Consider the following 18,298-nt stretch of genomic DNA (forward strand, 5'->3'; position numbering starts at 1 on the left):
ATCGTGAAATTTTCTTATGTTTCATCAGTTATGTCTAGAATTTATTGAGCGTTGAGATTAATTCTTTTCCTGTATTTTGAACATACAGTTCTACACCGGATTCATTTAAATGATTGGAATCAAAATAAATAGGTATATCTTTGTAAAATGGAGCAGCAGCAAACATATGATTCTTTGAAAAATCAAGGAAAGTAATATTTGATTTTTTTGATAGTGCCTGAATTTCCTGATTCGCTGTCGATTGATATTCTTCTACATGTATTTCAGGGTTGAGTCCTAAAGACTTGAAATGTTCTACTCTTTTAACATTTCTTGAAAAAGTAGGTATTTGAGCCATTATAAGAATATTATGTGTGTTTTTGGTTTTGTTAATAAAATCCGATAATGCAAATGAAAAATCTTTATCTTCTAAGTGCTTCGACCAAAGGGCAGAAATGATAACTGTATCATATTTAGGTAATTCTTTCTGGATAATTTTGATCTGACGCTTACATGGTTCTACTGCCCATTCTGGTAAGTTATTTATATTAAATTTTTCAATAGGTAAGCATGAGCTTGATGAAATAACATTGAAATTATAATCTGTACTTTTAGATAAATGTTTAAAATATAAATTTAACTGCCCTGCATGTGAGTCCCCGATAACAAGTACATTTTTTTCCTTGGGACTGGTCATAACTAAACAGGATGGAAGTATCTGACTATGACAGATCATCTTTGCATCGGCATATCTTGAGAGGCTTAAAGGATTATCAGGTGTTATTTTTTTATTTATATCTTTTCCAAAAGTTAATAGTAGTAAAATAAATATAAGATTGAATAGAATAAAAGAATAAACTCGGGATTTTTTATTTTTTGAAATAGACTTCTCGATTAAGTGATAAGATAATATAGATAGAATCGCAGTTAGAATAACTGACAGGGTAATATATTTCAGATCTAAAATTTTTTGTTCTGAATAATATCTAAAAAAAGCCAGTATAGGCCAGTGCCATAGGTATAGTGAATATGAGATAGTACCGATATAAACTATGATTTTTTTAGAAAAATACTGATTAATAATATTTTCCTGTTTTTGCAGAAGGATAAGTGCAGTTGCGAGACACGGCAGTATACTTAAAATTCCAGGAAACTTACTTTCAGGGATTAAAAATAAACATGGGATTAATAAAAATATACCAAAGTGCGAGAGATATCTTAAATTGTAGTTTTTTCTATAAATAATTGCAGCGAATGTTCCTATTAAAAATTCAGGAATTCTTGCTGTTAATGAAAAATAGATATCCGAGTGATTTTCATTGTAAAGCTCACACCATATTGTTATAAGTATAATTGTAGATATAATGATCGTTTTATTTGTTTTTTCTGAAAAAAATAGAAGAAGGAATGGTAAAATAAAGTAAAACTGCATTTCTACAGAAAGTGACCATGTGTGCAATAGAGGTAGTTCTTCTGAGCTTGGGGAGAAATAATTTCCAAAATCTGAAAAATAATAATTGCTATAAAATAATAATGCTGTTTTTATACTCTGATAAAAATCAATTAAATCATTGTTGGTAAGAAGTATTGTTGATACTAAACAGGTTATGCTGAGTAGGAAAATATAAGGAGGAACAATACGTAAGATTCTTTTATTATAGAAATCTAAAATACTAAAATCACTTTTCCTGTTTAATATTATTGTGGAAATAATATAACCAGAAATCACAAAAAAAATATCTACCCCTATAAAACCAGAAGGAAGCCACTCCTTATTTATATGAAAAACTATCACGGCAAGCACAGCTAGAGCACGGAGACCCTGTATATCGAGTCGTAAGGGTAGAGATGACATATAGATGTTTTGAGCTGGTTGGGTGGAAGTTGTTAATAGTAAGCGATGAGTCTATATAAGTTATAGTAAAATCAACTTAAAAATACTCAGTGCCTTTCTGTAAAACTTCAGCCGGAGTATCCAGTTCGCCTGCACCCATCATATACGAGACTAAACTGCCCATACTGAAAAGGCTCAGTACAGTCAGCAGAATAACCAGCCAGGCGAGGATTTTTTCCCATAAAGCAGTTGCTCTGGGCATACCATAACTGTTATTTCCCCGTGTTCCTGGTGCGATCAGTAAATACAGAATAAAAAAGAACTGAATCACAGGAACAAAGAACAACAGGATAAGCCATCCAGATTTATTCAGGTCATGCAGACGGCGAACAGCAATCAATAACGAAAAATAGAGATAGCTGACCACGAGTACCAGATAGAAAAATCCAGTAAAACTTAAAAGAATATTAATAATATTATGGCTGAATGCCATCGCATTCAGATTGAAAATTCCTGTAAATAAACTCAGTGCAATTACCGCCAGAAACACGCTCAGGTTCAGGAAACTTTGCCATCCGATCATGCTTAAGCGACCAAACCGTCCTGTCGCTGACAGAGGGTTGTCTTTAACAGCAGGCTGAGATTTTGAAAAAAAAGAGGATGAATGATGTGAACTCATGAGTGATTCCGGTAGCTTTTCAGTAAGAGAATGCTGGTTTGTTTTAAATCGCCTGCACTGGCTCTGTAAAAATTATAGGATGAATTTAATGAAGCAGATACTAGATGGAGACATGTTTTTGTTGAATATGTTTTAAATGGAGGATAAAACTGTATATATAATATACGACTAAAGCATGATTGAGCTGATCAAAAAACAAACGTAATAGTGCTCTGATGCAGGTAATAAAAGCAAGAATTTCGGCATACATCTCGTGATGAGATGAATAAAATCAAGGAAGTATAATTATGAATGAGATATATCCGGCACCCGAACAATTTGTAAAAACAGCAAGAACCAATGAACAGCAGTATTTTGAACGTTATCAGAAGTCTGTAGAAAACCCAGACGAATTCTGGGCAGAAGCAGCGAAGAAACTTGACTGGATTAAACCCTTCACGCAGGTGAAGAATACCAGTTATGACCCAGATAATTTTAAAATCGAGTGGTTTGCTGATGGACAGTTAAACGTTAGTGAAAACTGTCTGGATCGTCATTTAAAAGAACATCCATTGAAACCCGCGATTATCTGGGAGGGGGATCATCCGTCACGTCATAAAATTATCTCTTTTGAAGAACTGCATGATGAAGTCTGTCGTTTTGCTAATGTCTTGAAGAAAAATGGTATCCGTAAAGGGGATCGTGTGGTGCTGTATATGCCGATGATTCCTGAGACTGCTATTGCGATGTTGGCATGTACACGTATTGGTGCTGTGCATTGCGTGGTATTTGGTGGTTTCTCACCAGATTCTTTGGCGAGTCGTATTGATGACAGTCAGGCAAAACTGGTGATTACAGCAGATCAGGGCATGCGTGGCGGTAAAACCATTCCACTTAAAGAAAATGTCGATGCAGCACTACAACTGGAGGGTACATCTTCAGTTGAAAAAATGATTGTGGTACACCGCACAGGGCATCCGATCACAATGAAAGAGGGGCGTGATCTGTGGTATCACATGGAAATAATGACGGTCACTGATATTTGTCCACCTGAACCGATGAATGCAGAAGATCCACTGTTTATTCTGTATACCTCAGGTTCTACTGGAAAACCGAAAGGAGTGTTGCATACCACAGGTGGCTATCTGACCTATGTAAATTCAACTTTCCGTGAAGTTTTTGATATTAAACAGAATGATGTGTTCTGGTGTACCGCGGATGTTGGCTGGATTACGGGGCATTCTTATGTGTTGTATGGCCCATTGTCCAATGGTACGACCACAGTGATGTCGGAAGGTATTCCGCAATATCCAAGCTGGGCACGTACAGGGCATATAGTTGATAAGCACAACATCACCATTTTATATACAGCACCAACTGCGATTCGCGCCATGATGCGTGAGGGTGATGCCTACGTGCGTGAAAGTGATCGTAGCAGTCTGCGTTTATTGGGTACTGTGGGGGAGCCGATCAATCCTGAAGCGTGGAACTGGTACTATACTGTGGTTGGTGAAAGCCGTTGTCCAGTTGTAGATACATGGTGGCAAACTGAAACAGGCGGTATTTTAATTTCCCCACTTCCTGGTGCTACAGCGGTTAAACCAGGTTCCGCAACACGTCCTTTATTTGGGGTACAACCTGCTTTGGTGGATGCAGAAGGGAATGAACTGGAGGGAGAGGCAGAGGGGAATTTAATTATCAAGGATTCCTGGCCTGGACAAATGCGGACGATCTGGGGCGACCCTGAGCGTTTTATTGAAGCATATTTCTCAACTTATCCTGGAGCGTATTTCACCGGTGATGGGGCACGTCGTGATAAAGACGGATACTACTGGATCACAGGGCGGGTCGATGATGTTCTGAATGTTTCGGGGCATCGTTTAGGAACTGCTGAGATTGAAAGTGCTTTGGTGGCACATGAAAAAGTCGCTGAGTCTGCCGTCGTTGGTATGCCACATGATATTAAAGGTCAGGGCGTTGCTGCCTATGTCACCTTACAGGCAGGTGAAGCTGAAACTGAAGAATTGCGTCAGGAACTGGTGGCGTGGGTACGTAAGGTTCTAGGCCCTGTTGCGACCCCAGATGCCATTTATTGGGCACCATCATTGCCAAAAACCCGTTCAGGGAAAATTATGCGTCGTATTTTGCGTAAGATCGTTGCCAATGAGTTAGACAGTCTGGGAGATACCTCAACATTGGCAGACCCGAGTGTGGTGGATCAGTTGATTAAAGAAGTTCAGGCGAACAGTTGATTTGATCTTTAGATTCACATGCATTGGAAGTTCCTTCTCCCTTTGGGAGAAGGCTAGGATGAGGGGGCTTTGAAGATGAGGGCTCACTTGTGAAGTTTTACTCCTTATCTCACAGGGAGAGAGGACTTTTCTTGATTAACTGATGTTACGCACTTCAAAAGAAATGCATTTTTTAAAACAGCTTTAAACTTACTAGACGGAGTCTTACATCAAAAGTTTTGATTTAGGGATTAGCCTTCGGCTCGACCTACTTTTCTTTCGGGAAAAGTAGGCAAAACCATTGTCATCCGCAAAACTCGACAAATACCATCTTTTGATTGATATATCGCAGAAACATTAATTTACAGATGTAGTCCTGCCTCAAACACGTTGCGGATGACGTTATCGCGTATCCACTTTTTATTGAGATGCGATCTACAATTTGATATTACTGTGTAACATCAGCGATTAATATAAAAGTTAAATACCGTTTGCTTCAGGCTAACGGTATTTTTTTGTGTTGCTCAGTATTTTCAAAATAGTGCATAAGTACAGCAGGCATTCAGATAAAGCAGTTCAGGATGATCTGCTAAGCTAAAAATATTGAAAATAAGGACAGTCACATGAATGCGCCACAGGCTTTAAACCGATCTCCTCTCGAAGTTGCCCAACGACTGGCTGAACAATTTGCGCAGACTGCGGCAGAAAGAGACAAGACAGGGGGAAATCCAAAGTATGAACGTGATCTGATTCGTCGCAGTGGTTTGCTTGGACTGTCTATTCCTACGCAATATGGTGGACAAGGGGCGGATTGGAAAACCATTTTTCAGACCATTCGTACCATTGCCCAAGTGGATAGTTCATTGGCGCATGTCTATGGTTTTCACCACTTATTGATTGCGACAGTGCAATTATTTTCCCAGCCTGAGCAATATGCAAAATGGTTTGAAGATACGGCTAAGAATAATCTGTTTTGGGGCAATACTTTAAACCCATTGGATAAACGGACTACAGCAACTCAAATCTCAGAGAATGAATATATTTTTCAAGGTGATAAAAGTTTTTGTTCAGGTTCGATCGATTCAGATATTTTGCTGTGTTCAGGTTTTAATGAAGCAGGGAAATTATTGATTGGGGTGATTCCCACTGCGCGTGAGGGCGTAAGTTTTTTGGGTGACTGGAACAATATGGGACAACGCCAGACGGATAGTGGCACAAGTCATTTTGAACAGGTCAAAATTTCCAAAGATGAATTGTTACTCAACCCAGGTCCTTTAAGTACGCCATATTCGAGTATACGTCCGTTGATTGCGCAACTGATTTTTGTACATTTATTTTTAGGTGTGGCTGAGGGAGCATTTGAGCTTGCGAAAGAAACTGTGCAAAGTCAGAAAGCATGGTCAAAATCTTTGGCTGAAAATGCTGTGAATGACCTATTTACCCAAAAGCATTTCGCTGAGTTTTATGTGCAGCTTGAAAGTGTACGTTTACTTGCCAATAAAGCCGTGGAAAGCTTACAAGAGGCATGGAATATGGGTGAAGATTTAACAGCCGAACAGCGTGGGCAGGTATCTGTTGCAATTGCCACTGCAAAAATTGCAGCAACCAATACTTCGCTGTTTGTGACGCAGAATATTTTCCAGGTGATGGGTGCGAGAGCGACCACTGCAAAACTGAATTTAGACCGTTTCTGGCGTAATGTACGCACGCAGACTTTGCATGATCCGATTGATTATAAATATCAGGAAGTCGGTGAATGGGTGCTGACAGGAAAAGTGCCTGATCCGAGTTTTTATTCTTAAATGCCCTATCTCAGTCGAAAAACCTCATTCAATGCAATGAGGTTTTTTTATTTAACATACTGAAAAATATAATCATATAGAGTAGATTAAAAAATAAGAGTGAGAAGAATGAAAACTTGAGTGGAAACAGCATGGATTTGTACCAAGCAATTTTAGATTTTAGCCATCAGTATATTGATGATTTAAAGCAGAGTTATACGTGGGAAATTAATTTAGAACATCTTCCTGTTGATCTGAGTTTGAGTGGAAATAATGTCTACGAACAAAATATTTCGCTGCGTCATCAGCTTCATCATGCATTTTCAGTTGCGACTGATTTTGAAGAAAAATATAAAATGATCAGGTGGTACATTTATCATTGGGGTGGAGTGAAAGCCAACAGTGACAGCACATTGACCGAATATAGTCAAAGTTCACCTGAAACTTTGATTTTAAAAGGAGCGGATGGCATTGCGTCTTGGTCAAAAGCTTTGTCGGTGATCGACCCTGTACGTTACGCAATTTATGATGCTCGTGTTGCTATGTCGTTGAATGCTTTGCAAGTGATATATGCTGTCGATTTTCCACAATATTTTCCACCCTTGAAAGGGCGGAATACCTTAATTAATTTTTTCCAAGCTAAACTGCAAACGACTTTTTTACAGTGGAATAAAGCCAATACTCAAACCTTTTATCAAGAATATTTAGCTTTATTACAGCAAGTCGCTGATCAATTTTCGGAAAATGTGACTCGGCATGAAGTTGAAATGTTATTGTTTGCACATGCAGAGGAATTGAGTTTTCAGGCTGCGGCAAAGCTCACTCATTTTAAAACAATTTAAAAAAGCTTAAATTGAAAAAGGGTTAGAAAAAAATCCCTCAAGCCGAGTCATGAGGGAAAACTAAAAACCTTATTTTTGATTATTTATTGTTATTTTCTAAGCACATCCTTTAAGCGGATTTTGCTGTAATTTGATTCTTTTGAGCCTCCTCTAATTCACGAACCAATGGCAACACCTTTTCCCCAAAATATTCGACTTCTTCAATAAAATGTAAGAAACCTGAAAGGACTAAATCCACACCGACATTTTTTAATTCAACAATACGCTCAGCAATTTGCTGTGGTGTACCAATCAAATTGGTTTTAAAACCATCGTTATATTGAACCAAATCTTCAAAAGTAGATTTAGCCCAGTTGCCTTCGCCTTCTTTAGAAGCTGCACCTGCTTCACGAGTGGCGTCACCAAAAGCATGAACCGCTTCAACATTAGCTTTGGCAATGATTTCCTGCAACACCGCTTGAGCTTCTTCTTCAGTATCTCGGGCGATAATAAAGGCATTCACGCCGATTTTTACGCTGTGACCATTCACTTTGGCTTTTTCACGAATATCATCAATTTGCTTTTTCAGTTCAGCAGGAGTGTTGCCATTGGTAAAGTACCAGTCAGAAACACGGGAAGCCATGTCGCGTGCAGCGCGTGAACTTCCACCTTGGAACACCTCAATATGCGGTTTTTGCACAGGTTTTGGCTTTAAAGTGTAATCTTTAAACTGGTAATATTTACCATCAAAACTATAGTTGTCCGTCGTCCAGATGCCTTTTAAGGTACGGATAAATTCTTCAGAACGTACATAGCGTTCATCATGTTCAGGCCAAGGCTCACCAATCGCATCGAACTCGCCACGGAACCAACCACTGACCACATTAATTGCCACACGTCCATTGGTTAGATAATCAATGGTTGCCAATTGCTTCGCTGCAAGCGCAGGCTTCCACGGACCAGGCAGAATGGCAGCAATGACTTTTAATTTTTCAGTTTTAGCCAAAAGAGCATGACTGAAACTCACTGACTCATGCTGATTTTCCGCACCATAACCTGCGGTAAACCGAATCTGTGTCAGCGCATATTCAAAACCACTTTTTTCAGCGGCTTGCGCCAAACGAACATTGTAGTCATAGCTCCAGTCAGTACGCTGTTCAATATTACTCACAACTAAACCACCGCTGACGTTGGGAACCCAGTAGGCAAACTTAATAGCATTTTGATCGGTAGGAGAAAATTGCTTTTGTGACATGTGATGACCCTCTATTTTTATTATCTATTTACGAGGTTGCGCTTAGGCAACCTGTGATTTTGGCGTTTTGGATTTGGCATGCAAACGAGATTCAGCAGCATCCAGGTCTGGAATCGCAGCCGATGGAAGTACTTCATCTTGTTCAATCTGTTTGTTAATGCCCAAGTTTTGATTGGCTTGTTCGGTTTTTGATTTCACCACTTCTGCACGCTGACCTTTGGCAGGTGCCCACTCTAAAATCGGTAATGCACGTGCAACAGCTAAAGTAATACGGTCACGTAAAAACTCGCTGTGAATGGTGTATTCAGGAGTGAAATCACGATCTGTGGCATATACACCGATTGGTAAAGTTTGCGCCTGGAAGAAGCTGAACAATGGACGTAACTGATGCTCAAGCACTAAAGCATGGCGATCAGAACCGCCAGATGCAGCCAATAATACTGGTACATCAACAAGTGCAGTTTGTTCAACAAAGTCAAAGAAATGTTTAAAAAGACCTGTGAATGAGGCACGGTAAACAGGTGTTCCCACAATTAAAGCATCGGCTGCTTCTACGGCAGCTAAATCATCCTGAACACGTTGTGGAAGTTGGTTGCGATAAATTGCTCCACCGAGTAAATGTCCAATTTCACTGAATTTAATGAAATGCACATTGATTGGTGTTGCTTCGCCTAATTCATCCAAAATCGCTTGAACAAGCGCTTCGGTCTTGGATGGATTATTTAAGCCGCCAGATACAGCGACAACGTTTAATGGTTTCTGTTGAGTATAAAAAGACATTTTGGCAACCTGATAAATCAAATCTCGGAATGCCTTTCATTAATCTACATCAGGGGACATGGGTAAAATAAGGAAAAATAGTAAACTTATCTGTTTTGAAGATATGTTATTTTTCAAGTAAAAATATAAATATAAGTTTATGAAAAATAAACTTATATTGCATAAGAATAAGCTTTTTATACAGAGCACTGAAATTTATATAAAAAACTGATGAAGATGTCATATTTTCAGGAATGCTATTGTTTTGTGCAAATTCCTTAAAATAAATGTGGTTTTGGCTAAAAAAAAGTCAGTCTTTGCATATCCTTAACAGCATATGTGTGGTTAGAATAGGAAACACTGTGCAAAAAGATCTCTTACGTCGCTTATGAACATATTAATCGTTGATGATCATCCGTTGTTTCGTCATGCTTTGATTCAGGCCGTTCGCTACAGCTTACCTCAGGCTCAGATTCATGAGACGGCGGCAGTAAATGAATTTTATGAACGGCTTGAAAATGGTCCAGAGCCTGATCTGGTTCTGCTGGATCTGAATCTGCCAGGTGCGTCAGGTTTTTCAGCACTGGTTCATGTCCGTGCACAGTATCCTGCACTTCCCATTATTGTCGTTTCTGCACATGAAGAAGCCTCCATTATGCAACGTGCAATTGCACATGGGGCAATGGGCTATATTCCAAAATCTGCTCATCCAAGTCATATTGGCGAAGCAATCCGTCAGGTGCTCGAAGGTGAGATCTGGTTACCACCAAATCTTCAGGCAAACTCTGGATTTGACCCTCGTGCAGCAGATGAAACGGAGCTTGCAGAACGGATTCAGTCTTTAACACCGCAGCAGTTCCGTGTACTGATGATGGTTGCAGAAGGTCTGCTCAATAAACAGATTGCTTATGAACTGGATGTGTCAGAAGCAACCATTAAGGCTCATGTCACCGCGATTTTCCGTAAACTGGGTGTACAGAACCGGACTCAGGCAGTGCTTGCAATTAATGCCCTGAATATTGAAGATAAAAAAATGTAAGCGATGTCTTTATATGAAAAAAAGACCTCAGTAGAGGTCTTTTTTATTGCAGTCAGTTTTATGCAATGCAGTTCTGTCTGGAAATCAGATCAGGACAGCCCAGTGGATTGAGCGCACATTTCAGGTCTTCAATCTGTTCCTGACTGACATAATTCTGTGCTTTCAGATAGTCTGCAACACGGTCATCACGCAGGCTCAGGAAAGCCGCATCATATACACCCAGGTCAACAAACAGAGCTGCGGTTTCAAGGCTGTTGAAACGGTCGAGAAAGACTTCATTGCCATACATCAGGAAAATATGGTCATGTTCTGCTTCAGTATTCACATTCAGATGCGCAGCCAATGTTTCAGGTGAGGTTTTGATAAACAGCAGGTCTGAAAGTTCATCAAACTGGGTCATATCAAGCGCATTTTCACCTGTTTTGACTTTAGCGAGCCACGCTTTGAACACCAGTACCGCACCACCACGTAACAGCATGCTCCATAACTGATGACGGGTTTCTTCATTCAGGTCATGACTTTCATGCTGCAGGACAGTCAGCAGTTTTTCTTCCTGCTCTGCCAGGCGGTCAAACAGTCCCAGTCCCTTAGGTGTATAGGCTGCCGGAGCAAAGACATCAAAGTCCAGCTGTTCAAAAACCTGAAGTGCAAGCGGAACCGCGCTTTGATACAGGGTCTGTAAAGCCTGAATGTGAGTATCGTTCAGTTTGCTGTGACTGAACAGCTGCTGCCAGTCGATTTCTGGCAGTAATGCATTGACACCGTACTGACGGTGGAACTGTAAGCTTTGATTTTCCCCATGTGGAACAGTTTCTGAAATATTCATCTGATCACTCCTTAAAAATAGCGGTTGATCAGCTTTATGGTCAGAATTTTTCAGGACACGTATAAAACACAAAACTGATCGTTTGTTGTGCTTATTTATGAATTATCTGATTTGCAAGGTGAATACGACTAAAGTTCAGAGTAGGAAAAACGTAGATATAAAATGAATAAAAATCATAAATTTAATTAATTGTAACTAAGTGTACGCATGTTCACTTAAGATTCTGGTGGATTTTGCCATAGAAAAATGAGGACTGAAATTTATGGTCAGTTCAAACCATTTTCAAAGGCATGATTCTGATATGTTTTGCATTTTATGAAAAATAAAAAGCCAGTCCTGTGCAGAACTGGCAGTGATTGTCTGATAAAAGCCCGATTCAGCTGAATCATCGGGCAGCATCTGAAGGATCAGTTTTCTGATATTTTCAGACCCGAAAGCCATGAACGTAATGATGCCGGTTTCAGCGGTTTTTTCAGCAGTACGATATTCAGCTCTTTTAGACGCTGTGGCAGTTCTGGATCTGAATCTGCGGTAATCAGTGCAACAGGGACATTATCCTGACGGTTGTCCAGAATAAAATCCAGTCCAATTTTATCGTGATTCAGGTGCTGATCGACCAGCCAGACCTGTATATTTTCCTGCTGAATCAGTTTTATTGCCTGTTCAGGTTCTGTGGCTTTAAACACCTGATAACCCCATTTACTGAGTAGGGTACTCATGCCTTCAAGAATGGTTTCGTCATTGTCCAGACACAGTACTTTGTAGGCACGGGTTTTCAGCGGAATCGCCTGTACAGGTGTGGATACTACTTTTGGCGCAGCAACCACAGGTACTTCGATCATAAAGCATGAACCTTTGCCCAGTTCAGAGTAGACATGAACCGGATAATCCAGCAGGCTGGTCATGCGCTGCACAATGGCAAGTCCAAGTCCAAGCCCCTGTTCGCCCCATGGTGAGGTATGTCCACAGCGTTCAAATTCCTGAAACAGCTTGATTCGCTGTTCTTCGGCAATACCAGGACCTGTGTCCCAGACCCCGATCCGGATATGTCCTGGACGTGCAGTAGAGCGTAGAACGCCAACCACAACCCGACCCCGTGCGGTATAACGCAGGGCATTGCTGACAAAGTTCTGAATAATCCGGCGGATCCACTGAGGATCTGTATCAATCCAGAACTGAGCATCATGAACTTTCAGCTGAATGGAGCGTTGAGCAGCAATGGACTTGAACTGCAGTTCAAGGTCACTTAACAGATCGTGTAATGGATAAGCCTGACGTTTAGGCTGAATGGTGCCACCTTCAAGACGGGCAATATCGAGCAGAGCAGAGAGCATACTTTCTGCACCATGCAGGGCACGGTCCAGCTGTTGCAGTGTTTTTCGGTCTTCATCGAACTGAATACTCTGTTCCAGTGCGGTACTGAACAGACGGGCTGCATGCATCGGCTGTAATAAATCGTGACTGGCTGCGGCAATAAACCGGCTTTTGGACATGTTGGCTTTATCAGCCTGTTCACGTGCCAGCTGCTGTTCAGCCAGTGCATTTGCCAGCTGCTGGGTACGGTCAGAAACCCGGGCTTCAAGTACGGCTTCATTTTCACGGAAAGCGGTAATGTCGGCAAATGTGGTTACAAAACCACCGCCTTCAATTGGGTTACCCCGCATCTGAATGACACGACCATCCTTACGGATCCGTTCAAATTCATGCGCACTGCCGACTTTCATCCAGTGCATACGCTTCCGGACATGTTCTTCGACCGAGCCTGGACCACATTCGCCACGTTCTGCGTTATATCGGATCAGATCTGAAATCGGGCAGCCGACATACACAAGGTCTTTAGGATAATCGAACAGTTTTAAATACTGATTGTTCCATGCGACCAGGCACATATTTTCATCCACCACACTGACCCCCTGAGTCATGTGGTCAATCATGGTCATGATCAGATTCTGGTTGAAGCGCTGCCATTGTGATGCCTGATCGAGGATATTGGCAACCTGTCCCAGTGCAAGTCCATTGTTGACCATAGCGGTGGTCAGCAGTGTCCGTGCAGATGCTGCACCAATGGTGCCTGCCAGGTACTGTTCAGTGAAACGCCACCACATGCCGTTGGCACTGCTGTTTTCGTTCAGTACAACATTGTTCAGGGTACAGAACTGACGGAATGCATGAGTGGTTGGTCCCTCACCGGTAATCCGTTTGGCAAGTGCAATCAGATCCCCAACTTTGAGTTTGGCAACATCATGATGTAAATAGTTGATCTCTGTGCTGGTGTTCTGTGCAGGCAGGGGTTTGGTTTCATAATAAAAGAAACTTTCAGCCTGAATCTGTTCTGCAATCCCAGGACGGAAGATTCTGGAAATCCAGATATATAAAATAATATTCAGACCGAGTGACCAGATCACACCATGTGTCAGTGGTGCAAAAGATTCAAATCCAAACAGGGCTTCAGGACGTAACCAGTTCAGACCAAATGGTCCCAGATTCAGGAAATGTGAACTGAAGTCAACGAACTGAGCGGGCAGACTCTGCAGAATGGTCGGCAGGAGCAGGGTATAAGCCCACATGACAAAACCCACAATCAGCCCGGCATATACACCCTGTTTACTTCCTCCACGCCAGTACAGTCCACCAATTAATGCAGGTGAAAACTGAGCAACTGCACTGAATGCCAGCAAGCCAAAAACAGAGAGTTTGTCGATATCATTAAAGAAATGGAAAAACAGAAAGCCCAGCAGCATGACGGCAAGAATACAGACCCGACGGGTGAACTTCAGTACCAGTGGAAGTCGTTTGTCATGGCGTGACAGCACACCGATTTTCCACAATGCAGGCATGATCAGGTCATTACTGAGCATGATGGACAGCGCGACTGAAGACACCAGCAACATGCCTGTGGAAGCGGAGAATCCACCCAGAAACGCCAGCAGAGTCAACCAGTCCTGACCATAGCTGACAGGTAAGGACAGCACAGCAACATCGGGAATCGCCAGGTATTCGGGTGCAGCATGCAGTGCCCAGCTGGCAATTGGAATAATGGCAAGCGTGGTCAGAATCAGATAAACGGCAAACCATCTGCGGGCACCACGGATATGTTTTTCATCGCGCAGTTCAACCACAGCAACGTGAAACTGGCGTGGCAGACAGATAATCGCCAATGCTGCAAGTAAAGTCTGTATCCAGAAGGTTTCAGGCACGCCCAGCAGCTGAACTTCTTTGAACGTATGGGCAACATCGGATGAAATCTGGTGAATATTTTCAGGTGCATCAAACATAAAGAACAGTGCAACACAGAGCAGTGCAAAGAGTTTTACAAAAGACTCAAAAGCAACCGCCAGCATCAGACCGCCGTGCTGTTCAGTATTGGCTATCTGCCGTGTTCCAAACATCATGGCCAGAATTGCCAGTACAGCTGTCAACAGCAGCACGCCATTGGTGGTCTGGGCAATATTGGTGTTCTGATCCAGGATGACGGCTGCACTGAGTGCAATGGCACGCAGCTGTAAAGCCAGATAAGGAATAATGGCGATAACAGCAAGGATGGTCACCAAGGATGCCAGTGGACCACTTTTTCCATAGCGCGCTGCAACAAAATCGGCAATGGAGGAAATCGCATGGTGCTGACGGACACGTCCAAGCCGTCGCCAGATGTCATAACCTAAAGCGACAAACAGCAAGGGTCCCAGGTAGATGGGCAGGAAAATAATTCCCTCACGGACCGCAGCGCCTGTTGCACCATAAAAAGTCCAGGATGAACAGTAGACCCCCAGGGTCAGACTGAACAGCAGCATACGACCACGGGTGCTGAGTCGGCTTGCGTGCTTTTCACCAAAAAAAGCACAGATAAAAAGTAATGCGATATAGAGGGCAAGTACCCCCATGATGAGCCAGCTGTTCATAGTGTCTGAAGTTCCACAACCATGAGGCTATGATACCTCATGATGAACTTCATCAGCCTGAATTGCTCAAAATTTAACGACCAAAGTCTAAATTACAAGAACCCCCTAAGATTGTTACTTTTAGGTGCGAAATAATTCGAATTAAAAATTTGTGCCCACGGCTGGGTGCGTACAGGAGCATTATTATGGATGAAGTACACGTAGATCGTATTCTACAGAATCCAAAATTTAAGGAAATGGTCAGCAGAAAAAGTCGATTAAGCTGGACACTGACAGCAATTATGCTGATTGTCTATGTCGGCTTCATGCTTTTAGTTGGCTATAACAAAGAGTTTTTAATGAGTTCGGTAAGTGGTGGCGTCACCACGTGGGGTATGCCGCTCGGTCTGGGCATTATTGTTCTTTCTTTCATACTCTGTGGCGTGTATTCGTATATCGCGAACAACAAGCTGGATGCCTTGAATGAAGAGGCAATGAAAGAAGTGGAAGCTATTGCTCAGAATAAAGGACAGTAATTTTATGAAATGGAATTCTATTAAATCGAAAGCACTTGCTGCTTCGACGCTGCTGATGTCAGGCATGGCAATGGCAGGTCCAGACCTGGGTGCTGCTGAACAGCAGGCAACCAACTGGCATGCAATCATCATGTTTGCTATTTTCGTGGGTCTGACCCTGTTCATTACTAAATGGGCAGCAAGACAGACGACCAGCACACAGGATTTCTATACCGCAGGTGGTGGTATTTCTGGTTTCCAGAACGGTCTGGCAATTGCCGGTGACTATATGTCGGCAGCATCTTTCCTGGGTATTTCCGCAATGGTGTTCAGTTCAGGCTTTGATGGTCTGCTGTACTCTCTGGGCTTCATGGTTGGCTGGCCAATCGTACTGTTCCTGGTTGCTGAACGTCTTCGTAACTTAGGTAAATATAACCTGTCTGACGTGGTTTCGTTCCGTCTGGCTGAAAAACCTGTCCGTACACTGGCAGCTGTAAGCTCGCTGGTTGTTGTAGCATTCTATCTGATCGCTCAGATGGTAGGTGCAGGTCAGTTAATCAAATTACTGTTCGGTCTGAACTATAACATCGCAGTTGTGATCGTTGGCTTACTGATGATGGCTTATGTAATCTTCGGTGGTATGCTGGCAACAACATGGGTACAGATCATCAAAGCAGTTATGCTGCTGTCTGGTGCTACGTTCATGGCGTTCATGGTAATGAAGGCTGTAGGTTTCAGCTTCACGAACATGTTTGAACAGTCGATTGCAATTTATGGTCAGGTACATGATATCAGTCTGGCTGATGCAACCAAGATCATGGGTCCAGGCAGCCTTGCATCCAACCCGATTGATGCGATTTCTTTAGGTCTTGCATTGATGTTCGGTACAGCAGGTCTTCCACACATCCTGATGCGTTTCTTCACTGTAAAAGATGCAAAAGAAGCTCGTAAATCTGTAGTGGTTGCAACTGGTTTCATTGGTTACTTCTATCTTCTTACTTTCATCATTGGTTTCGGTGCGATCCTGTTTGTTTCAAACAACCCACAGTTCATTGATGTTGCAAAAATGGCGGTAACTGGCAAGCTTGAGCTTGTTGGCGGTAACAACATGGCTGCGGTTCACCTGTCTGATGCAGTGGGCGGCGACCTGTTCATGGGCTTCATTTCAGCAGTAGCATTTGCAACAATCCTTGCGGTTGTAGCGGGTCTGACACTGTCTGGTGCTTCAGCAATTTCTCATGACCTGTATGCAAACGTATTCAAGAAAGGTCAGACGACTCCTGAATCTGAACTGCGCATGTCTAAAATTGCGACTCTTGGTCTTGCGATCTTTGCAATGATCCTGGGTATCATTTTCGAGAAACAGAACGTTGCGTTCATGGTTGGTTTAGCATTCTCTGTAGCAGCTTGTGCAAACTTCCCGGTACTTGTTCTGTCTATGTTCTGGAAAGGCTTAACAACACGTGGTGCTGTGATTGGCGGTGTAGTTGGTCTGGTAACAGCTGTAACACTGATCATTCTGTCTAAAGCAGTATGGGTGGATACATTCAAAATTGCTGAAACACCAATCAACCCATACAATGGTCCAGCTATCTTCGCTATGCCACTTGCATTCTTCTGCTGCTGGTTGTTCTCTGTAACTGACAGCTCTGCTCGTGCAGAAGCAGAACGCAAAGCGTTTGATGCACAGTTTGTACGTTCACAGACTGGTATCGGTATCTCTGGCGCATCAGATCACTGATCCCGCCTGATAAAAAAAGCCCCATTCGGGGCTTTTTTTATGGATGAACCGCCGTGTTAAACGTATATAAAATTCAGCAGATATACAAAATCATTAAAGAATAACGCTGCAATTGTGTTAATTTTCAGCAAGTAAAATAACAATCAGCCCTCAGGACAATAACATGCAGGCTTTTGTAGATTTCTGGCGGGTATTCCGCGGTTTACCATCAGCATGGCTGTTGCTTATACAGATTCTGCTTTTATTTTTATCATTACTGACGTATGACAGTCTTTCGTTCAGAGCACTGACCTGGGCACTTGGTGTACTGGTGCTGCTGCTGATTGCGAAAGTCATCCGTCAGACCCCTGTATTTACTTTCCTGGGGCTCAGTTTTGTCGGTGGTGCGGTGATCTTTTCCATCCCCATCCTGTTTGGTGTGAAAAATATTACGGTTCAGGTGGTGGCACATGTCTTTGAAGCGGCGGCTTACTTCGTGGCTGCCTATGGCTTGCTGCGTTATATGTTTGCGGATCGTTATCTGACCCGTGATGAGCTGTTTGCAGCGGGTGCAGTCTTTACTTTACTCGCCTGGGGATTTGCATTTCTGTACAGCATCTGCCAGTTGCTGATACCTGGCAGTTTTCAGAATCCGAATGTTTCAGGTTTACAGTCCTGGCTGGATTTACTGTTTCTGAGCTTCAGTCTGCAGTCGGCGACGGGTCTGTCAGATCTGATACCGATGAGTCCTCTGGCACGGGTTCTTGCCATGCTTCAGATGTTCACTGGTGTGATGTATCTGGCACTGATTGTTTCGCGCCTGATTGCCCTGCAGTACATTGCACATCTGCCTGAACGCCCTAAGCCGGATGAGCGTTCACGTGACTGAGTACCTGTATGCTGCAGAATCACTAAGATAATAATGTTACAGGAATGAAACTGCAGTCTGCGCCATCCTGATTTATCCTGAGTCTGGGTTTAATTCATTTTCACTGAACCCGC

The 18,298-nt window shown here is 42.4% G+C and carries 13 protein-coding genes; 7 read left to right on the forward strand and 6 right to left on the reverse strand.

The features are described from left to right. Positions 1-34: 34 nt before the first annotated feature. Positions 35-1,834, reverse strand: a complete 1,800-nt coding sequence (locus CDG61_RS01250) for an acyltransferase family protein (protein ID WP_087549762.1) — start codon at positions 1,832-1,834, stop codon at positions 35-37. 76 nt (positions 1,835-1,910) lie between these two features. Beyond that, positions 1,911-2,492, reverse strand: a complete 582-nt coding sequence (locus CDG61_RS01255) for a DUF805 domain-containing protein (protein WP_087549763.1) — start codon at positions 2,490-2,492, stop codon at positions 1,911-1,913. A gap of 287 nt (positions 2,493-2,779) precedes the next feature. On the opposite strand from CDG61_RS01255, the gene acs reads away from it, so the two are divergent. The 3 genes from acs (at position 2,780) to CDG61_RS01270 (ending at position 7,325) form a co-directional block, all read left to right on the forward strand. After that, complete coding sequence (gene acs, locus CDG61_RS01260) at positions 2,780-4,723, forward strand: acetate--CoA ligase (RefSeq protein WP_087549764.1); 1,944 nt, start codon at positions 2,780-2,782, stop codon at positions 4,721-4,723. 602 nt (positions 4,724-5,325) lie between these two features. Continuing rightward, entirely contained in the window at positions 5,326-6,504 is a 1,179-nt protein-coding gene (locus tag CDG61_RS01265) for an acyl-CoA dehydrogenase family protein (RefSeq protein ID WP_087549765.1), read from the forward strand. Positions 6,505-6,635: 131 nt separating this feature from the next. Next, a complete protein-coding gene (locus CDG61_RS01270; protein WP_087549766.1) occupies positions 6,636-7,325 on the forward strand; it encodes a hypothetical protein in 690 nt (229 codons plus the stop codon). Positions 7,326-7,434: 109 nt separating this feature from the next. On the opposite strand, the gene sfnG is transcribed toward CDG61_RS01270, so the two are convergent. Both sfnG and msuE read right to left on the reverse strand, forming a co-directional pair. After that, positions 7,435-8,559 carry a dimethylsulfone monooxygenase SfnG gene (sfnG, locus tag CDG61_RS01275; RefSeq protein WP_087549767.1) on the reverse strand — a complete coding sequence of 375 codons (1,125 nt, stop codon included), beginning with the start codon at positions 8,557-8,559 and terminating at the stop codon, positions 7,435-7,437. A gap of 42 nt (positions 8,560-8,601) precedes the next feature. Then, on the reverse strand, positions 8,602-9,339 hold the full coding sequence (msuE, locus tag CDG61_RS01280) for an FMN reductase (RefSeq protein WP_087549768.1): 738 nt from the start codon (positions 9,337-9,339) through the stop codon (positions 8,602-8,604). A gap of 367 nt (positions 9,340-9,706) precedes the next feature. Between msuE and CDG61_RS01285 the strand changes: the two genes are divergently transcribed. Continuing rightward, on the forward strand, positions 9,707-10,357 hold the full coding sequence (locus tag CDG61_RS01285; protein WP_087512049.1) for a response regulator: 651 nt from the start codon (positions 9,707-9,709) through the stop codon (positions 10,355-10,357). Between the two features lie 58 nt (positions 10,358-10,415). Here the strand turns inward: CDG61_RS01285 and CDG61_RS01290 are convergent, their stop codons facing one another. Continuing rightward, positions 10,416-11,183: a hypothetical protein gene (locus tag CDG61_RS01290; RefSeq protein WP_087549769.1), complete on the reverse strand. Its 768-nt coding sequence runs from the start codon at positions 11,181-11,183 to the stop codon at positions 10,416-10,418. A 407-nt stretch (positions 11,184-11,590) separates the two neighbouring features. Beyond that, positions 11,591-15,082, reverse strand: a complete 3,492-nt coding sequence (locus tag CDG61_RS01295; RefSeq protein WP_087549770.1) for a PAS domain-containing hybrid sensor histidine kinase/response regulator — start codon at positions 15,080-15,082, stop codon at positions 11,591-11,593. Between the two features lie 185 nt (positions 15,083-15,267). Between CDG61_RS01295 and CDG61_RS01300 the strand changes: the two genes are divergently transcribed. The 3 genes from CDG61_RS01300 (at position 15,268) to CDG61_RS01310 (ending at position 18,185) form a co-directional block, all read left to right on the forward strand. Continuing rightward, a complete protein-coding gene (locus CDG61_RS01300) occupies positions 15,268-15,597 on the forward strand; it encodes a DUF485 domain-containing protein (protein ID WP_087512052.1) in 330 nt (109 codons plus the stop codon). A 4-nt stretch (positions 15,598-15,601) separates the two neighbouring features. After that, positions 15,602-17,317, forward strand: coding sequence for a cation acetate symporter (locus CDG61_RS01305; protein WP_087549771.1), 1,716 nt, complete (start codon positions 15,602-15,604; stop codon positions 17,315-17,317). Positions 17,318-17,480: 163 nt separating this feature from the next. Next, positions 17,481-18,185, forward strand: coding sequence for an ion channel (locus CDG61_RS01310; RefSeq protein ID WP_087512054.1), 705 nt, complete (start codon positions 17,481-17,483; stop codon positions 18,183-18,185). Positions 18,186-18,298: the final 113 nt, after the last annotated feature.

It is taken from the genome of Acinetobacter sp. WCHAc010052, from assembly GCF_002165295.2.
Taxonomy (GTDB): domain Bacteria; phylum Pseudomonadota; class Gammaproteobacteria; order Pseudomonadales; family Moraxellaceae; genus Acinetobacter; species Acinetobacter chinensis.

Coding starts and splice junctions, on each gene's coding strand:
- CDG61_RS01250 (WP_087549762.1), bottom strand. CDS start 1,834: ATGTCATCTCTACCCTTACGACTCGATATACAGGGTCTCCGTGCTCTA.
- CDG61_RS01255 (WP_087549763.1), bottom strand. CDS start 2,492: ATGAGTTCACATCATTCATCCTCTTTTTTTTCAAAATCTCAGCCTGCT.
- acs (WP_087549764.1), top strand. CDS start 2,780: ATGAATGAGATATATCCGGCACCCGAACAATTTGTAAAAACAGCAAGA.
- CDG61_RS01265 (WP_087549765.1), top strand. CDS start 5,326: ATGAATGCGCCACAGGCTTTAAACCGATCTCCTCTCGAAGTTGCCCAA.
- CDG61_RS01270 (WP_087549766.1), top strand. CDS start 6,636: ATGGATTTGTACCAAGCAATTTTAGATTTTAGCCATCAGTATATTGAT.
- sfnG (WP_087549767.1), bottom strand. CDS start 8,559: ATGTCACAAAAGCAATTTTCTCCTACCGATCAAAATGCTATTAAGTTT.
- msuE (WP_087549768.1), bottom strand. CDS start 9,339: ATGTCTTTTTATACTCAACAGAAACCATTAAACGTTGTCGCTGTATCT.
- CDG61_RS01285 (WP_087512049.1), top strand. CDS start 9,707: ATGAACATATTAATCGTTGATGATCATCCGTTGTTTCGTCATGCTTTG.
- CDG61_RS01290 (WP_087549769.1), bottom strand. CDS start 11,183: ATGAATATTTCAGAAACTGTTCCACATGGGGAAAATCAAAGCTTACAG.
- CDG61_RS01295 (WP_087549770.1), bottom strand. CDS start 15,082: ATGAACAGCTGGCTCATCATGGGGGTACTTGCCCTCTATATCGCATTA.
- CDG61_RS01300 (WP_087512052.1), top strand. CDS start 15,268: ATGGATGAAGTACACGTAGATCGTATTCTACAGAATCCAAAATTTAAG.
- CDG61_RS01305 (WP_087549771.1), top strand. CDS start 15,602: ATGAAATGGAATTCTATTAAATCGAAAGCACTTGCTGCTTCGACGCTG.
- CDG61_RS01310 (WP_087512054.1), top strand. CDS start 17,481: ATGCAGGCTTTTGTAGATTTCTGGCGGGTATTCCGCGGTTTACCATCA.